A 17,837-nucleotide genomic window follows, 5' to 3' on the forward strand; every position below is an offset into this window, starting at 1 on the left:
GGGTGGAACCCCGCCAGCAGCGGCGTCGTCGCACACGCCCCGGTCAAGCGCCTAGTCTAGCACGGGTCCGGACCGTCGCCTCGCGGCGGCGGTCCGGGCGCTGGGCGAACGATCCGGCCCCCGCGCCCAGCGGCTCGAACTTGGCGAACTGCTGGGTGCTGGGACAGTCGGCGCAGTCGCGCGACGGCGTTCGCCACTGCAGCTCGCGCAGCCGGCCCGGCAGCGCCTCCAAGTCCGAGGGCTCGCGCAACTCGTCGACCGACAGCGCGAAGTGCTGCGGCGTGAAGCTGCACGGCGCGATGCGGCCCGCCTCGTCGATGAATAGAAAGCGCTCGGCCACCCGGCAGTCGTCAATCGGCAGCGGCCGGCCCGCCACGGTGTCGGCGATCCGCGCCACATAGGCCGCCCCGCCCACCAGGGCCGTCCTCCGCGCCGCAAGCTCCGCCCGCAGCCCCGGCAGTAGCCCGGCCAGGAACGTCACGTTGTCCGGACGCAGGCGATGATCGGGGAAGAACTCGGGCCGGTCGCGGCCGCCGAGCTGATTGAAGCTGATCTCGTCCACACCCCAGCCGGCCAGGGTCCGGCACAGGGCTTCGAAATCGGCGATGTTGTCACGCATCAGCACCACGTTAGCGCGGACCTTCAGCCTTGCGCCGGCGGCGTCGCGGTCGGCCACCAGCGCCGGGACGTAGCGCGAGAGCTTGTCGAACGCCCCCGGCCAGCCGCGCATCGCGTCGTGAAAGACGGCGGGGCCATCGATGCTGACCGTCACCTCGCGATAGCGCCGCACCAGGTCCTCGCGAACCCTGGGCGACCCCAGCAGAGTTCCGTTGGTAGTCAGGCTGAGGTCCAGGCCCTGCTCGGCGGCCCGCGCGCTCAGCGCCGCCAGCGGCGCCCACATCAGCGGCTCGCCTCCGAGCCAGCTTAGCAGGACGGGACGGCCATAGGCTCGCCGCCAGTCGCCGAGCAGGTCGACGACCCGCTCCACCCGGCCGGGATCCACGGCGTGGCGAGGCCCGCCCAGCCGCTTGTCGTAGGCGCAGAACGGGCACGACAGGTTGCAGTCGTCGAAGACCCGCCACAGCAAGATCAGGCGACGGTCGGTCTCAGCGGAGTGCGTCACGGGCAATTCTCCTGATCGAAAGCGGAAACCTCAGACCGCCTGGCTGCACGCGCGTACCTGCGCCAGGGTGTGGTCGATCCAGACGCCGTCGACCTTGGCGGCCGAGCACTTTAGGGCGAAGCGTTGGGTGTCGCGGCGCGGATCATCACGGCCCGCCCGGCGGCATGAGTTATGCTAAGTTTGAGCAAAAGGGTTTGTCAACCCCGGCGTGCATCACTCGCCCTCCATTTATCCCCATCATTCCTGCCCTCGTGACGGGGGGCACCGATACCGACACTCGCCGGTTAGCGGAAGCATCGAGAGTCCGAGACGGGTCGTGAGCGGCGGTTGAGATCTAGTTTCGAACCTCGCCTTCCTGGAGGCGCGCCAAGGTCAGCTATCGGTGCCAACAGGCCTGTTATTAAGCGTCATACGCCCGCGAGGTAGGCTGCCGCAGCCAAATCCTGCACGATGTGACCGAGTGATTTATAGGCCGTGATCTGCGATTTGCCCTCGCGGCCCGGAATGGAGCCGGCCAGCACTTCACCGATCTCGCCGACGATATGGTCGTTGGCAACGCGGCCTGCGGCCTTGGCTCGCAAGAACTCCGCGCCCTGGACCAGGACGCCGGCCCGGCTGTCGGCGATGAAGCGAGACATGGCCACCAAGTCTTCGTCGGCCTCGGCGGGACCGGCGACGCTGGAGCCGACCAGGTTGACGTGGACACCGGGCTCCAGCCAGCGGCCGCGCAGGATGGGTTCGCTCGCGTTGGTGCAGGCGCAGACGATGTCCGCGCCGTCCACGGCGGCTTCGACGGTGCGCGCGGAGGTGATCGCCAGGCCGGTCTCGGCCGTCATCCCTCGGGCGAAGTCCGCGGCGCGCTCGGGGTTTCGTCCCCAGACACGGATTTCGTGGAGCGACCGGACCCGCGAAAGGGCGCGGACATGGCCTTCGGCCTGCTCGCCGTAGCCTAGAACAGCCAGGCGCGCGGCGTCGGGAAGGGCCAGGGCGTCGGTGGCGACGGCGCTCGCGGCCGCGGTGCGAATGGGCGGTGATCGCCCCGGCGTCGACGACGACGGTCGGCGCGCCGCTGACCGGGTCGAACAGCACGACGACGCCTTGGTGGGAGGGCTTGCCGGCCGCGAAGTTCTCGGGCCAAACGCTGACCAGCTTAGCCCCGAACACCCCGTCCGGCGCTAGCGCGCCGGGCATGATCCCGAACATGTGGCCGTCGGCCAAGGGGATCACCGCGCGCAGCAATTGGCGGGTCTGGCCGGTCGAGAAGGCGATCATCGCCTCGCGCATCAGCGGGATGCAGGCGGCAAGGGTCAGCTGGCGGCGCACGGTCTCGGCGTCGATGACCTTCATCGGACGGGTCTTTGGAACGGCGAGGCGGGCTGAAAGTCCAGCTTGGCGTCGGCGCGGCTGAAGGCCAGCCCCGCCCAGTAGGAGAGGTCGACGTCCTCGGCCGCGCCGGTCAGGTCGACGTCCCGCGCCAACTCGTCGGCGGGGGTGTGGACGCGCTTACCGATGAAGTCGACGAAGGCCTGACCCTTGTCCGGTCCGGCGCGCGAGATCACGCTCGACAACACGAAGGCCGGGACGCCGGCGCGCAGCAGCGGCCAAGCGTCGGAGCTCTTGTAGACGAACCGCGCGCCGCCGCCGGGATCTAGCACCCGGCCTTGGTCGGCGGCCAGGCGGGTCAACAGGGGATCGGCATCGGTGAGACCAGCGCCGACATAGCCGACCGGATGGCCTTTGCCGTAGAGGGCGATGGTGTCGATGTTGATCGAGGCGATCGTGCTGGGCAGCGGCGCGGCCGGGGCGGCGACATAAGCGCGGCTGCCGAGCAGGCCATGCTCCTCGGCCGTGGTGGCGACGATCAGGATGTCGCGCTCGGGTCGTGGGCTAGCGCGGAACAGGCGCGCGACCTCCAGCACGCCCGCGACGCCGCTGGCGTTGTCGACCGCGCCGTTGCAGATCGGATCAGGCTCGGCCGGCCGGCACCGGCCGAAGGCGTCCCAGTGGGCGGTGTAGAGCACCGCGCCCGCGCTGGGCTTCGAGCCTGGGATGCGGCCGACGATGTTGGCCGAGATGAACCGGCGGACGCTCGTCGTCGCGGTCGCGTCGAGACGGGCCGCGAGCCGCGTCGGTCGGAAGTCCGGTCTGGCCGCCGCCGCATCGAGGGCGGTCAGGTCGCCGCCGGCCGCAGCGATCAGCCGGCGGGCGGCGGACTCGCGGATGAAGCCTCGGATCGAGAGGGCCTGGTCCTGCGGCAGCTGCAGGGCGGGAAAGATCCGCGCCTTGCGCTTGTCGAAAGCCGCGTCGGGCAGGATGGCCAGCGCCGCGCGGGCGCGGCTAGCCTTCAGGGTCGCCGTGCGGGTCGTGGCGTCCAGCGGCTGGGGCGCAGTCTCGGCCGGGCTGTCGGCGTCGCGATAGAGGGCCAAGGCGCCGGCAAGGTCCGCGCCTTGATCGCCATAGCCTGCGAAAGCCAGGGGAGCGTCGACGATCGTCTCGCGCGCGGCCTCGCCCAGCAGGATGACATCGGCGGAGAGGTCCAGGATCTGGCCGCCGGCGCGGACGGTCAGGCGGCCGCTCTGGGGCATACGGGCGACCAACGGTACGGGCTGACGCCAGCCCTTGACGCCGGCGGGCTTCAACCCGGCCGCGGCGAAGGCCTTCTCGATCCAGGCCAGCGCCTTGGTCTCCCCCGCCGTGCCTGGGAAGCGGCCCTCCATGTCGTTAGCCGACAGGGCGGCGATGTCGACGGCCATACGCGCTGTGGAGGCGGTCTGGGCATGAGCGGCGGTCGCCACGGCCAATACGGCCGCGGCCAGGAGGAAGCGTCTCATGCCAGACTCCTGGTGACGGCCAGGCATCGGGCAATCTCCTCGGCGGTGTTGAACAGGGCCGGCGCTATGCGGACGCGGCCGCCGCGCACGGTGACGTCGATCTTGGCGGCGGCGAAGGCGGCGCGGGCGGCGTCCAAGGCCTGGGGTGTCTCGAAGGCGACGATCGGCGAGCGGTTGCCCGTCGGCGTCGCCAGCCGGTGGCCCTGGGCGGCGAGGCCCTTCTGCAGATCCAGCGCCAGGCTAACGGTGTGGGCCTCGATGTTCGGAACGCCGACACCTTCCAAATAGGAAAGGCCCGCGCTCAGGGCGTGGGCTTCGCCGAACGCACGGCTGGAATAGTCGAAGCGGCGGGCGGTGGCGTCGATCTGGAAGTCGCCGTCGGGCAATTCCTTGTCGGCATGGAACTCGCCGTAGCGATCCAGCGCCAGACGCTGGGAGAGCTCGCGGCGGACGTAAAAGGGCGCGACGCCCCACCCGGCCAGTAACCACTTGTAGCCGCCGGCGCAGAGGAAATCGACGCCGGCCGCCTTCACGTCGACGGCGATCGTCCCGACTGCCTGGATGGCGTCGGCATAGACCAGCGCGCCGCGCGCGTGGGCCAGGTCGCACAGCGGCCGCAGGTCGTGGCGGAAGCCGTTGCGATGCGAGACCCAGGCGACAGAGACCAGTCGTGTGCGGCCGTCGATCAGAGGCTCGAAGTCCTTGGCCTCGACCGCGCCGCCGCGGCTGCGGGCGATGCGCAGTTGGATGCCGCGGGTTTTTTCCAGACGGCGATAGAGGACGAACTCGGTGTCGTAGTGCAGATCGTCGATGACGACATTGTCGCCGGGTTTCAGGTCGAGGCCGCTGGCGACGACATTTTCCCCCTCGGCGGTCGAGAACAGCAGGCCGACCTCGTCGGGCGAGGCGTTGATCAGCCGCGCGAACTGACCGCGCACCTTCTCACAACCGCGCAGCAGCTCGCCCACCTCCATCGGCCGCATAGCCTTGGCCTGAGCGAACTCGGCGGTCGCCGCGGCGACCTGGCGCGGGATCGGCGTGATGTAGGCCGAGTTCAGGAATGTCCGACCATTGCCGATGATCGGAAAGTCGGCGCGCACGTCGAGGGACGTCGAGGGGGGCGGCGACTTCGCGGTCTTGGCCACGGCGGTGGCCGGGCCGGCGGCCAGCATTCCCGCCAGCAGGACGCGTCGACTGGGCTTGGATCCTCGCAACAGAGCCTCCTCAGAGCGCGTCGGGTTTGCGGACGAAGGTCAGGCCGACGGCCGCCAATCCGGCCAGAGCCACGCAAGGGGTCGCGGCCAGCAGCACGGCGGCCGGCGCCAGGCCTATGGCCAGCAGCTTGCCCGCCGCCAGCGGGCCGGCGATGCCGCCCAGCCGGCCGAACGACACAGCCGATCCAACGCCGGTGGCCCTGGCCAGGGTCGGGTAGTAGCCCGGCGCCAGGGTGTAGAGCACCAGCTGACCGCCGATGGCGAAGAAGCCGACGACGATCCCGACCGCGGCCACTGGCAAGAAGCCGTGCGCCGCGCCCAGGCCCCAGAGTCCGGCCGCGATCGCGATATAGGTGACGATGAGCACGCTACGCAGGCGACCCTGGTCGGTGATCATGGCCAGAACGATGCAGCCCAGCACCGCTCCAGCGTTCTCGATCGCTGAGATCATGCCCGCCTGCTGGGGGCTGAAACCCTTGGCGACCATCAGGGTCGGCAGCCAGTTGTTCATCAGATAGACGACCACCTGGGTGAAACCGTAGGCGACCCACATCAGCAGGGTGATGACCGCGCGGCCTTCGGCGAACAGGGCGACGGCGATCGACGGCGGCTTGGCGCGCTCGGCGCCGTCCTTGGCCTGGCGGAAGGTCTCCGACTCCGGCAGCGCGAAGATCAGCACCGGCAGCAGCAACAGCGGCGCGATCCCGCCGATATAGAAGATTTGCGTCCAGTCCAGCTGGCCCGCCTGGCTGGCGACGAACAGGCCCAGGGACATACCGCCGGTCGGCTGGCCGGCGAACATCAGGCCCACGCCCGTGGCGCGGCGATCGGAGCGGGCGGCCTCGGCGGCGATCGAGATCAGGTTGGGGAAGGCCGCGCCGATGCCCAGGCCCGCCAGGAAGCGGATGGCCGTGAACTGGATCAGGTCGCCGGCGTGGGCGGTGAGGATCGAGAACACGCCCAGCACCGCGAAGGCGCCGATCATCACCCGCTTGCGGCCGATCCAGTCGCCCAGGCGTCCGCCAGCCGCAGCCCCGACCATCAGGCCGACGATGGTTGCGGTCAGCACGTAGGAGACCTGCGCGGGATTGAAGTGAAAGGCCTTGGCCACAGACGGCGCAGCCAGGCCCATCGAGACGATATCGGCGCCTTCCAGCAAGGCGGCCAGAAAACAGATGAAGATAGTGGACGCGCCGCTGCGGCGGCCTCCGGTCCCGGATGTGTCGCTCATGATCTCCCCCAAGACGCGTCCTCGCACGGCTTGTCAGCCCGCCGAGGCGATCGCGATCCCTCGAAACTAATACGCGGGCGCCCGGACGATCCGCATGCGCATTTCAATGATCGCCGAACGCCGGGGTTTTCGAGGGCGGGGCGTATTACCCGATGAAGGCTTGGCCATGCGCTCAGGTCGCATAACGGGGGATCTGCGATGTCGAAATGGTTGGCGGCCAGCGCGGCCGTGGCGCTTCTGGCGGGAGCGAGCCAGGCGCAGGCGCAGGCGCAGGCGCCGCTGATGCGAGCGACGATCGCGCCGGGCAAGATCAGCGAGGCCGAGAACAAGGGCGAGGTGAAGATCACCGTCACCGCCGAGGCTGTCGATATCCCGGCCGGCGAGACCGTCTTCAACTTCGCCACCTCGACTCCGGGCGCCGGACGTCCGCAGCCGGTGGCCGACATGGTCGTCACCGACTCCGCCGGAGCCGTGCCGCTGGTCGAGGCCCGGGGCAAGGGCTGGACCTCGAGCCGGCCGGTGAAGGGCGACCTGACGATCGGTTATCGCCTGCCGCTGGAGAACGTGCCGCCCGTGGCTGGCGGGCCGCCGATCAATCTGCGCATCGACGGCGATGGGCTCTCGGCCGAGGGCGTGGCCCTGGTCGCCCAGCCCAATCTCAAGGGCGACTACCGCATGGCCCTGCACTGGGACCTGTCGGCCATGGCGCCGGGCGCGGCCGGGGTGTCCAGCTATGGCGACGGCGATGTCGAGCTACCCGCCGGCCCCGCCAACCGCTTCGGCCACGTGGTCTTCATGGCTGGGACGATCAAGCGCGCCGACCATGGTCCGTTCTCGGCCGTCTGGACGGGCCAGCCGCCGTTCGATCCCGTTCCGGCCATGGCCTGGACCGCCAAGCTGCACACCTGGATGAGCGGCTTCTTCCAGGACAAGACCGAGCCGCCTTACCGCGTGTTCGCACGCTACAACCCGATGAACGCCGGCGGCGGGGCGGCCTATCCGCACTCGTTCCTGATCACCTGGGGCAAGGGCGTCACCGGCGAGAGTATCAAGTCGATCCTGGGTCATGAGATGACCCACACCTGGACCGCCGCCGACATCGGCAAGTGGTACAGCGAGGGCAATGCGGTTTTCTATCAGGAGCTTCTGCCCTGGCGGGCGGGCCTGATCACCACCGATCAATATCTGGACGGCGTCAACAAGACGGCCAGCCGCTACTACACCAACCTGCTGGCGAACACGCCCGAGGACCAGGTCGGACCGCGCTTCTGGGAGGATACCCGGATCCGCGTCCTGCCCTATGACCGAGGCGCGATGTACTTCGTGGTGCTGAACGGCAAGATCAAGCGCGCCTCGGGCGGCAAGCGCTCGATCGACGACCTGATCCTGACGATGGTCGATCGCGCGCGGGCGGGCCAGCCGATCACCGAGGCGATCTGGCTGGACATGCTGCGCCAGGAGATCGGCGAGGACGGCCCGGCCGTCCACAAGGCGATGATGGCCGGCCAACTGATCTTGCCGGAGTCCGGCGACTTTGGGCCGTGCTTCCGTCGGACGACCAGGAAGATCCGCCGCTTCGACCTGGGCTTCGATCCCAGCTCGATCGTCTCGCCCGACAAGATCATCAAAGGCCTCAAGCCCGGCAGCGAGGCGGCCAAGGCCGGCCTGCGCGACGGCGACAAGATCGCCTACGGCGTGGCCATGGACGCGGTGCAGGGCGACGTCGCCCGCACCCTGACCTACCAGGTCACCCGCGACGGCAAGACCTTCCCGCTGACCTACCTGCCGCGGGGCGAGGCCGTGGACGCCTACCAGTGGGAGCGCATCCCCGGCGTCGCCGAAACCGCCTGCAAGAAATGAGGGGGAAGACTATGACCAAAACCCGTTTCCTATCGGCCCTGCTGGCCGCCTCGCTCCTGACCGCCGTTCCGGCCTTCGCGCAGGACGCCGCGCCTAAGCCGCAAAGGCCGTCCAACGAGCCGCAGGACTTCCTAAAGACACCGCCCAAGCCGGGTAGCATCAAGGGGCCTTTCACCCTGGTCGCCCTGGGCGAGCAGCTCTATTCGCACCCGGTCGCCGACCGGCCCGATCCAGAGATGCAGAAGGTCTTCGCTCTGGCGCGCAGCGGCGATGTCACCATCGCCAACCGTGAAGGCATGTTCTTCGACCTGGAGACCTTCAAGGGGCAGGGCTACGGCAGTGGCATGCTGTGGGGGGAAGCCGCCCTCGCCAAGGACGAGAAGGCCTTGGGCGTCGATATGCTGACCATGGCCAACAACCACTCCACCGACTGGGGCTGGGAGGGCCTGCTGGAGAGCCAGCGCCTGCTCGACGAGGCCGGCGTCGTCCATGCCGGCGGCGGCAGGACCCTGGCCGAGGCCCGTCGCGCCGCCTTCTTCGACACGCCGAAGGGCAGGGTGGGGCTGGTGGGAACCGCCTCCAGCTTCCGCGCCAACGCCGGGGCCAATGACCGCTTCGCCGACGTGCCGGCCCGGCCGGGGATCAGCACCCTGCGGCTGCGAAAGGTCAATCTGGTCACCGCCGACCAGCTGGCCAAGGTGCGCCTGTTGGCGACCCAGCTGGCTTCGCCCAACAAGCCCGCGCCCAAGCCCGAGGCGACCGAGATCACGCTGGGCGAGGAACTTTACCGCCTGGCCGACAAGCAGGGCCTGACCTACGAGATGGACCTCTACGACCACGCGGCCCTGCTGAAGGCGGTGCGCGAGGGCAAGGCGCAGTCCGACCTGCTGGCCTTCACGATCCACGCCCACGAGAGCCCGACCGGCTTCGACGACGACGATCCGTTCCCGCCCGATTTCCTGGTCCGCCTGGCGCACGACACGATCGACGCCGGCAGCGACGCCTTCCTCGGCCATGGCCAGCACGGCATGCGCGGCATCGAGATCTACAAGGGCAAGCCGGTGTTCTACGGCCTGGGCGCCTTCTTCATCCGGGGCGAGATCAAGGCCCTGCAGGAGAGCGCGCTGAAGGTCTATCCGGACGCGACCGGCCACGCACCGCCGCCGCCGCCGGCCGAGCGCTCGGTGCGGCCTGGCGGCAACCCGGCCGCCTGGTACGACGGCATGGTCGCCACCGTGGACTACGACGCCGGCGGCAAGGCGACGACGGTGAAGATCTACCCGCTGGACCTGGGCAACACCTACGAGCCCATGCGGCGCGGCATGCCGTACTTCGCCGACCCGGCCAACGCCCAGCGCATCCTGGCCAACCTGCAGAAGTTCTCCGCCCCGTTCGGCACCCGGATCGAAATCCAGGGCTCGGTCGGCGTCATCCGCATTCCCTGATCGCAAGAGGCCGTCATGAAGTGTTTCCTCCTGGCCTCGCTCGCCGTCGCGAGCCTGGCCTCCACGCCCGCCCTGGCCGACCCGCTGTTCAAGCTGCAGGTCAAGCCGTCCCAGCTGGATCCCGCCAAGGGCACGGCCATGCTGGACGTCGTCCTGACCGTCGAGGGGACGAAGGTCCCGGCCGGCCAGACGCTGCTGACCCACCTGAATGGCGCGCCGGGCATCCGCGGCAAGTTCCTGGTCGAGGACCTCGCCGTCACGGACGATCACGGCGCCGTGCCGCTGGTCGACGCCGGCGGCGGCCCGCGCGCCTGGACGTCCAGCCGCGACGTCGAGGGCAAGCTGGTCGTGCGCTATCGCCGCCCGATCGACAACGCTGTTGGCGGCGGGCTGACGACCATCCCGCACGTCGATGGACCCGGCCTGTTTGGCATCGCCAACATGTTGTTCGTGCTGCCGCCGCAGACGCCCGCCCGCTACCACTTCGTGCTTGATTGGGATCTGTCGGCGCTGCCGGCCGGCTCCAGCGCGGTCACGGCGTTGGGCGAGGGCAATGTCGACATCGCGTCGATGCCACTGACCCGCCTGACCTACGCGATGATGATGGCGGGTCAGATCAAGCGTGAGCCCGATCCGCCGCAGGGGGCGTTCAGCGCCGTGTGGACGGGCAGCCCGACCTTCGACGTCAAGGCGACCATGCAGTGGGCCAGCAAGCTGCACGCCTATATGAGCCGGTTCTTCGCCGACCCGAAGGAACTGCCCTACCACGTCTTCATGCGCGACAATCCCGCCGGCAACGGCGTCGCCGCGCCGATGTCCTTCGCCATCGGCTACAAGCCCGACACCACCCCGCAGAGCGTGCAGTATCTGCTTGGCCACGAGATGACCCACACCTGGACCGCCGCCGACATCGGCAAGTGGTACAGCGAGGGCAACGCCGTCTACTACCAGACCCAGCTGTCCTGGCGCGCGGGCCTGTTCCCGATCGAGAAGCGTCTGGCCGACATCAACCTGACGGCGGCGCGCTACTACACCAACGACGTGATGCACGCGCCTGACAGCGAGGTGTTGCCGAAGTTCTGGTCGGACCTGCGCTACAACGTGCTGTCCTATGACCGGGGTGCGATCTACTTCGCGGTGCTGAACGGCAAGATCAAGCGCGCCTCGGGCGGCAAGCGGTCGGTCGACGACCTGATCCGCGCCATGGTCCAGCTGGACCGCGAGGGCAAGGAGATCACCGAGCAGACCTGGATCGACATGCTTCGCAAGGAGCTGGGCGATGAAGGTCCGGCGATCCACAAGGGCATGATGACCGGCCAGGCGACCCTGGTTCCGGAGTCCGACGACTACGGACCCTGCTTCCGGCGCGTGGCGGTGAAGATCCGGCGCTTCGATCTCGGCTTCGGTCCCGAGGAGGTCGGACGCCGCACGGTGGTCGAGAACCTGCGCCCCGACTCCAACGCCGCCAAGGCCGGGCTGAAGGAGGGCGACAAGATCAGCTACCAGTTCAGCACCGACGGCATCCTGCGCGACCCGAACATGATGGCGACCATGCATGTGACGCGCGGCGACCAGACCTTCGACATCAGCTACCTGCCGCGCGGCGAGCTGCGCGACGCCTATCAATGGGAGCGCACCGACGTTCCCGAGAGCGCCTGCAAGTGAGCCGGGGGAAGAGCATGTCGAAGCTGTCCCGCCGTTTCACGCTCGGCCTCCTGGCGTCCGCCGCCTGTGGTCCGGTCTTGGCCCAGGCCGTCAAGCTGTCCAAGGAGCCTGAGGACTATCTGAAGGCCCCGGCCAAGCCGGCTTCGATCAAGGGGCCGTTCAGCCTGGTGGCGATCGGCGACCTGCTGAACTCGCGCCCGACCGCCGACATCGAGGATCCGCCTTTCCAAAAGGCGCTGGAGATCGTGCGTGGCGGCGACGTCGCCATCGGCAACCGCGAGGGCGTGATCCTCGACCTGCCGACCTTCAAGGGCCAGCCCTACGGCAACGGCCAGATGTACGGCGAGGCCTCGCTGGCCGGCGACATGAAGGTCATGGGCGTGGACATGGTCTCGATGGCCAACAACCACTCCACCGACTGGGGCTGGGAAGGCGTGATCGAGGCGGGGCGACTGCTCGACGGCGCTGGCATCGTCCATTCCGGTAGCGGCCTGACCCTGGCCGAGGCGCGCAGGGCCGGGATCATGACCACGCCCAAGGGCAAGGTCGCGCTGGTGTCGACGGCCTCGACCTTCAAGGTCAACGCCGGGGCCAACGACGCCTTCGACGGGGGCGTGCCGGCCCGACCGGGGATCAGCACCCTGCGCCTTCGCAAGGTGAACCTGGTCAACGCCGAGCAACTGGCGGCCGCTCGCGCCCTGGCGACCGAGCGCGCCTCGCCGCTGGCGCCGGCGCCAAAGCCCGACGCGCGCGATATCGAGTTCGGCGGCGAGATCTATCGTTTGGCCCCGATCCCGGGCTCGGGTCCTCGCATCGCCTACGAAATGGAGCTCTATGACCAGGCCGCCCTGTTGCGGGCTGTGCGCGAGGCCAAGGCCGCCGCCGATCTGGTGGTTTTCACCATCCATGCCCACGAGAGCCCGACGGGCCTGGACGACGACACGCCCGCGCCGCCGGACTTCCTGCTGAAGCTGTTCCATCAGTGCGTCGACGCCGGCGCCGACGTGATCCAGGGCGGCGGGCCGCACGCACTGCGCGGCATCGAAATCTACAAGGGCAAGCCGATCCTCTACGGCATGGGCCTGTTCATGCTGAAGGCCCAGATCAAGGCCATGCAGGAGACGGTCTTCCGCATGTGGCCCGACCTGGACGGCCATCCGCCAAAGCCCGGATCGGGCGGCGGCGATGGCGGGGGCACGCCGGCGCGCTGGCTGGAAGGCGTGATCGCGGTGGTCGACTACGACGCCCGGGGCCGCGAGAAGCAGGTCCGGCTCTATCCGCTGGACCTGACGGGCGGCGGCGATCGCAAACTACGCGGTCTGCCGCGCCTGGCCGAGGGCGAGACCGCGACGCGCATCCTGGCCGAGCTGCAGGCGGATTCCGATCAATTCGGGACCAGGATCCAGGTCAAGGACGGGGTGGGCGTGATCCGCATCCGTTGACCCTGCGACGACACGGCATGTGGATGTGGAGACGCCGCGCGTAATACTGGGCGAGAGCCTTGTCTTCCGCCGGAGCCCCAGTCTTTGCAGCCCCACACCGAGGCCGTCGCCAACGCCATGAGCCAGCGCTTCCGGCCGGCGTTGATGGCGTTTTTCCTGCGGCGGATCCGGAACCACTCCGAGGCCGAGGACATGACGCAGGAAGTGCTGATGCGGGTGGCCGAGCGCGGCTCGGCCATCGACGCGTCGCGGCCCGACGGCTACGTGTTCCAGATCGCGGCCAATCTGCTGCGCGACCGGGGACGTCGAATGAAGGTGAGGGCGGTCTATCAGCAGGGGCTCGGCGCGAACGAGGCCACGCGGGTGGAGGAGCTGGACCCCGACCGCGTCCTGCAGGGGCGTCAGTCCCTGGCCACGGTCGTCAACGCCCTGCGCGAAATGCCCGAGCGCACGCGCACGATCTTCATCCTGTTTCGCCTGGAAAACATGAAGCAGCGCGAGATCGCCGACATGCTCGGGATTTCGGTCCGGACCGTGGAGCAGCACGTCATTCGCGCTAGCGCCTGGCTGCGCGAACGACTAGGAGGCGACCAGTGAGCGCCTTCTCGAGCCAATCCGCCGATCCCGCCGTCGAGGCCGCGGCCGCCTGGGCCATGTGCCTGGCCGACAGCGAGCTGACGGCCGAGCAGCAGAGCGCTTTCGACGCCTGGCTCGACGCCGATCCGCGCCACGGCCAGCTGCTGGAAGAGATCATGGGCGCGTGGCGCTCGGTCGACCGCTACGCCAGCGCCGAGCCGATGACGGCCCTGCGCGAACAGGCCCTGGCCTCGGCGCGCCGCAGCATGCGGCGGGGGACGCGGCCGTTCCTGACGCGCGAGCGCATCGGCGGCCTGATCGCCGCGGCGCTGGTCCTGGCGATGGGCGCCGGGGGGCTGTGGGCGTGGCAGACGCCGCGGCTTTACGAGACCGGCGTCGGCGAGCGCCGTGTCGTCGCCCTGAAGGACGGCTCGAAGATCTCCCTCGACGCCGACACCGTCGTGAAGGTCCGCTACACCGGCGACAAGCGTCTGCTGTGGCTGGAACACGGTCGGGCCAAGTTCGATGTCGCCAAGGACGCGCTGCGGCCGTTCTCGGTCAGCGCCGCCGACAAGATGGTGGTTGCCACCGGCACAGCCTTCAGCGTCGAACTGATCAACGCTCAGGTGCGGGTGGTGCTCTACGAGGGCCATGTGGCGGTGCTCAAGCGCGCCGCCCAAGGCGGCAATGCCGAGACCGCGCGCGAGACACCGATCGAGGTGGGCGGCGCGCCCGCCGATCGGCTGCTGACGCCTGGCCGCGAGCTGATCATGCCGGATCGCTCGCCCGCCCAACTGGCGACGCAGGAGGCGCTGTTGGAGCCAACGGATCCAGAGCGGTCATTGTCCTGGGAGGGGGGGCTCCTGGTGTTCAATGACGAGCCGCTGGACATCGTCGTGCAGCGCATGAACCGCTACGCGGCCAAGCCGCTGTCGGTGGGGAACGCGACGACGGGGCGCATGCGAATCTCAGGCGTCTTCCCGGCGGGCGACACGGAGTCGCTCGTGCAGGGACTGGCCCTGGGTTTTGGCGTGCAAGCGCGCACATCGGGCGACGGAATAGCGCTCTATGCGGGCGCCGCCCGGGCTAAGCCGGGCTAGGCCCGTACTTTGGCCAAGCTCGCGCGCGACAGCGTCGAGACTGGGACGATGAGTTTGTCCCGCCCCCGGATCGCCTCCCCCCCCGATTTCAGGCGATCATGCTTTGCGACGGTCGCGACCTTGGCGGTGCTGCTCGCGGCGGCCGCGCCCGAGACGGTCCTGGCCCAGGACCGCGCCGTGCGTTTCGATCTTCCCGCGCAGGGGCTGGGCAGCGCGCTTCGGGCTTTCGGCCAGCGGGCCAACAAGCCGATCCTCTTTTCCGAGCCGGCGGTGCGCGGCAAGCTCAGCCGGCCGGTGCGTGGTGCGTTGAGCGTGGAAGACGCGCTGCGCCGCCTGATCGCGGGCAACGATCTGGTCATCAGCCGCACCGGTTCCGGCGTTCTGGTGGTGTCGCCAGCGCCCGCGCTATCGTCCAGTGAGCCCGCGCCGGTGGTGCCTGGGGCGTCATCCCAGGACGATGATGGGGCGGCGGTCTCCCAGTTGGTGGTCACCGGCTCGCGCATTCGCCGCACCGATCCGGAGACCGTGGCGCCAGTCACGGTGGCTACGGGCGATGACCTGAACGACCGCGGCTTCGCCCAGTTCGGCGACTTGCTGAACCAGAACACCTCCAACAGCCCGTCCACGCCGATCACCACCACCCAGGGCTTGCCGGCCCTGACTGGAGGCCGCCAGGCGCCTAATCTGTTCAACCTCGGCCCCGGCCGGACCCTGACGCTGGTGAACGGTCGCCGGATGGTGACCTCGGGCTCGGGCCTGGGCGACCGGACGATCGACGCCAACCTGATTCCGTCGGGCCTGGTGCAGCGGGTCGAGGTGGTGCAGGGCGGCGGGGCGGCGGTCTACGGCTCCGAAGCCATCGCTGGCGTCGTCAACTACGTGCTCAAGAAGGACTTCGAGGGCTCGGAGTTCAACGCTCAGTATGGTCAGAGCACCCGGGGCGACTACCCGCAGACGGCGCTACGCTACACGGGCGGTCGCGACTTGGCGGCAGGGCGTGGCAACATCGCGCTGAATGTCGAATGGTCGAAGACGGGCATGTTGCGCGAGGTCGACCGGCCGTTCACCGCCAGCGCTCGGCGGATGGTGACCAATCCGCTGAATGTATCGACTAGCGATGGGCAACCGCCGACCATCTCGGTCTCCAACACCCGCCTCTGGTACTACAATCCAAGCGGCGTTCTCTTCACCAGCAACGGCCTTTCCGCCGCCAACCTGCTGGCCGTCAACGGCGCACCGGCCCAGATCAGCGCCGACGGCCAGGGTATCGTCGCCTACGATCCCGGTATGATCCAGGGCGCCGGCGGAACAGCCGTCGGCGGGCAGGGGCTCGACACGCGTCTGCTGTCGTCGCTGGCGGCCGAGGTGGAACGCTATACGGCGGCGATCATCGGCCACTACGACCTGACGCCCAAGGTTCGGCTGTCGGGGGAATTGATCTATGGCGATACGGCCTCCGCCGAGCCCTATGGCACCCAGAGCATCGTGCGTGTCGTGTCGGGATCGGTCGCGTCGGGGCAGGGGCCGATCGCCTTCACCCGCGCCAATCCCTTCCTGACGCCGGCCCAAGTCGCGAGCCTGTCGGCCGCCAGTTCCAGTTTCGCGGCCGGCGGGCCCCTGTACCTGTCGAAGTTCCTCGACATTTTGCCCGACCGCGAGCGCCTCAACGCGACCCAGAGCGGCCGAGCGCTGGTCTCGCTGGACGGCGATTTCGCCGCCGGCGAACGGCGCTTCTACTGGAGCGCCGCGCTCAGTCGCGCTCGCACCCACGCCAAGCAGTCGGTCTGGGCGCCCTACACCCTGCACCTGACCGACGCGTTGAACGCCACGCGGGACAGCTCGGGCCGTATCGTCTGCGCGATCAACGCCGACGCCGTCGCGGGCAATGACGATCCGGCGTGCGCGCCGCTGAACCCGTTCGGTGTTGGCCAGGCCTCGGCGGCGGCCCGCGCCTATGTCTCGGCGCGCTCGGGGGCCAGCTACGTCAATGTCCATGACGACTTCCTGGCGTCTCTGGGCGGCGACCTGGTCAAGCTGCCGGGCGGTCGCGCTCAGTTCAGCCTGGCCTATGAGCACCGCCGGGAGACCGCGCGCTATACGCCGTTCGCCGCCGACCAGGCGGGCCTGCTGTTCTCGGGCGCCAAGAGCCTGCCAGAGCGCGGGGGTTATCATACCAACGAATATTCCGGCGAGCTGCTGGCGCCGCTGCTGGGCGGCGCCTTCGCGCCAAAGGGTGTTGAGCGGCTGGAGTTGAGCGGCTCTTACCGCTTCGTCGACGACAGCCGGGCGGGCCGCGAAGCCGTCTGGGGCGCGGGCCTGCGCCTGAAGACGACCTTCGGTCTTGGCCTGCGCGCCTCGCGCAGCCGCAATTTCCGGGCCCCGACCCTGGACCAGCAGTTCGCGCCGACCACCATCGGCTTCACCTTCATCGGCGCTGATCCTTGCGACGCCGATCGGATCAACGCTGGCTCCAGGCCGGCGATCCGGCTGGCTAACTGCCAGCGCGAGTTCGCCGCCCATCCCGGCTATGGACCGCTGGCCAACTTCCAGGACCCCGCCGAGAACACTTCGATCACGGCCGTCACCACAGGCGGCAATCCGGACCTCAAGAACGAAACCTCGCACACCGTGACCTGGGGGGCGGTGTTCCAGCCGACCTATATTCCCGGCCTGACCCTCTCGGCCGACCGGCTGGAGATCGACCTGCGCAACGGTCTCTCTAGCTTCGCCCCGGCCAGCTACCTGGCCCTCTGCTATGATACCGAGCCCCAGCTCACCTCGGCTTGCGACACCATCACCCGCGACGCGACCGGGACGGTGGTCGCCGCGCGCCAGAGCACCTTCAACGCGGGCCTCGTCCAGTATCGCGGCGAGATCTACAACGTCAGCTACCGCTTCCAGCTGGGCGGGCCTTGGGACAAGGACCTGGGCACGCTGGAGCTGGCGGTGGAGGCCACCCACACCAGCCGCTACCTGACGTCGGTCACGGGCCTGGATCGATCCCATGCCGAGGGTACGATCTCGGCGCCGTCGTGGCGGACGCGCTGGGACGCCCGCTATGCCCGAGGTCCGTTGCGCCTGACCTGGTCGGTCTATCGCCTGCCGTCGGCGAAGAGCGGCTACACCGACACGATCGAGACCACGCCCTATCCGATCGTGGCCGCCAACACCCAGCACTCGGTTTCGGCGGCGTATGACTTCGGTCGCCTCACCTTGCGCGGCGGGATCACCAACCTGACCGACGAGCAGCCCAGCTTTCCGGCGCGCAACTACGGCGACATCATCGGCCGCCGCTGGTTCATGGGGCTGCGGGCGCGGTTCTAGCCAACAAAGAAAACGCCGGGCTGGAG

The 17,837-nt window shown here is 69.1% G+C and carries 12 protein-coding genes and 1 pseudogene; 7 read left to right on the plus strand and 6 right to left on the minus strand.

Annotated elements, in window-relative coordinates; genetic code table 11:
- Positions 1-43 precede the first annotated feature (43 nt).
- The 6 genes and pseudogenes from AC1RRR_RS01265 to AC1RRR_RS01290 all read right to left on the minus strand — a co-directional run bounded on the left by AC1RRR_RS01265 (position 44) and on the right by AC1RRR_RS01290 (position 6,399).
- Positions 44-1,123 (minus strand): radical SAM protein, encoded by a 1,080-nt coding sequence (locus tag AC1RRR_RS01265; RefSeq protein WP_492809894.1) that lies wholly within the window; start codon positions 1,121-1,123, stop codon positions 44-46.
- Positions 1,124-1,530: 407 nt separating this feature from the next.
- Positions 1,531-2,148 (minus strand): ornithine cyclodeaminase family protein, encoded by a 618-nt coding sequence (locus AC1RRR_RS01270; protein ID WP_492811732.1) that lies wholly within the window; start codon positions 2,146-2,148, stop codon positions 1,531-1,533.
- 61 nt (positions 2,149-2,209) lie between these two features.
- Positions 2,210-2,470: pseudogene (locus tag AC1RRR_RS01275) on the minus strand (hypothetical protein); the annotation flags it as partial.
- A complete protein-coding gene (locus tag AC1RRR_RS01280) occupies positions 2,467-3,954 on the minus strand; it encodes a M20/M25/M40 family metallo-hydrolase (RefSeq protein WP_492809896.1) in 1,488 nt (495 codons plus the stop codon). The gene AC1RRR_RS01280 and the pseudogene AC1RRR_RS01275, both read right to left, overlap by 4 nt.
- Entirely contained in the window at positions 3,951-5,168 is a 1,218-nt protein-coding gene (locus AC1RRR_RS01285) for an aminotransferase class V-fold PLP-dependent enzyme (protein ID WP_492809898.1), read from the minus strand. Before AC1RRR_RS01285 ends, AC1RRR_RS01280 begins: the two co-directional genes overlap by 4 nt.
- Before the next feature lie 10 nt (positions 5,169-5,178).
- Positions 5,179-6,399 carry an MFS transporter gene (locus AC1RRR_RS01290; RefSeq protein WP_492809900.1) on the minus strand — a complete coding sequence of 407 codons (1,221 nt, stop codon included), beginning with the start codon at positions 6,397-6,399 and terminating at the stop codon, positions 5,179-5,181.
- 198 nt (positions 6,400-6,597) lie between these two features.
- Between AC1RRR_RS01290 and AC1RRR_RS01295 the strand changes: the two genes are divergently transcribed.
- The 7 genes from AC1RRR_RS01295 (at position 6,598) to AC1RRR_RS01325 (ending at position 17,811) form a co-directional block, all read left to right on the plus strand.
- The gene (locus tag AC1RRR_RS01295) at positions 6,598-8,259 is read left to right on the plus strand and encodes a M61 metallopeptidase family protein (protein ID WP_492809902.1); all 1,662 of its coding nucleotides are present in this window, start codon (positions 6,598-6,600) and stop codon (positions 8,257-8,259) included.
- An 11-nt stretch (positions 8,260-8,270) separates the two neighbouring features.
- Complete coding sequence (locus AC1RRR_RS01300) at positions 8,271-9,704, plus strand: CapA family protein (protein WP_492809904.1); 1,434 nt, start codon at positions 8,271-8,273, stop codon at positions 9,702-9,704.
- 15 nt (positions 9,705-9,719) lie between these two features.
- The gene (locus AC1RRR_RS01305) at positions 9,720-11,369 is read left to right on the plus strand and encodes a M61 metallopeptidase family protein (RefSeq protein ID WP_492809906.1); all 1,650 of its coding nucleotides are present in this window, start codon (positions 9,720-9,722) and stop codon (positions 11,367-11,369) included.
- 14 nt (positions 11,370-11,383) lie between these two features.
- On the plus strand, positions 11,384-12,811 hold the full coding sequence (locus tag AC1RRR_RS01310) for a CapA family protein (protein ID WP_492809907.1): 1,428 nt from the start codon (positions 11,384-11,386) through the stop codon (positions 12,809-12,811).
- A 117-nt stretch (positions 12,812-12,928) separates the two neighbouring features.
- Complete coding sequence (locus tag AC1RRR_RS01315; protein WP_492809909.1) at positions 12,929-13,408, plus strand: RNA polymerase sigma factor; 480 nt, start codon at positions 12,929-12,931, stop codon at positions 13,406-13,408.
- Positions 13,405-14,487, plus strand: coding sequence for a FecR family protein (locus tag AC1RRR_RS01320; RefSeq protein WP_492809911.1), 1,083 nt, complete (start codon positions 13,405-13,407; stop codon positions 14,485-14,487). Before AC1RRR_RS01315 ends, AC1RRR_RS01320 begins: the two co-directional genes overlap by 4 nt.
- Before the next feature lie 126 nt (positions 14,488-14,613).
- Positions 14,614-17,811 carry a TonB-dependent receptor domain-containing protein gene (locus AC1RRR_RS01325; RefSeq protein ID WP_492811734.1) on the plus strand — a complete coding sequence of 1,066 codons (3,198 nt, stop codon included), beginning with the start codon at positions 14,614-14,616 and terminating at the stop codon, positions 17,809-17,811.
- The last annotated feature ends 26 nt before the right edge of the window (positions 17,812-17,837 follow it).

Source organism: Caulobacter sp. GW821-FHT12D05, assembly GCF_058807295.1.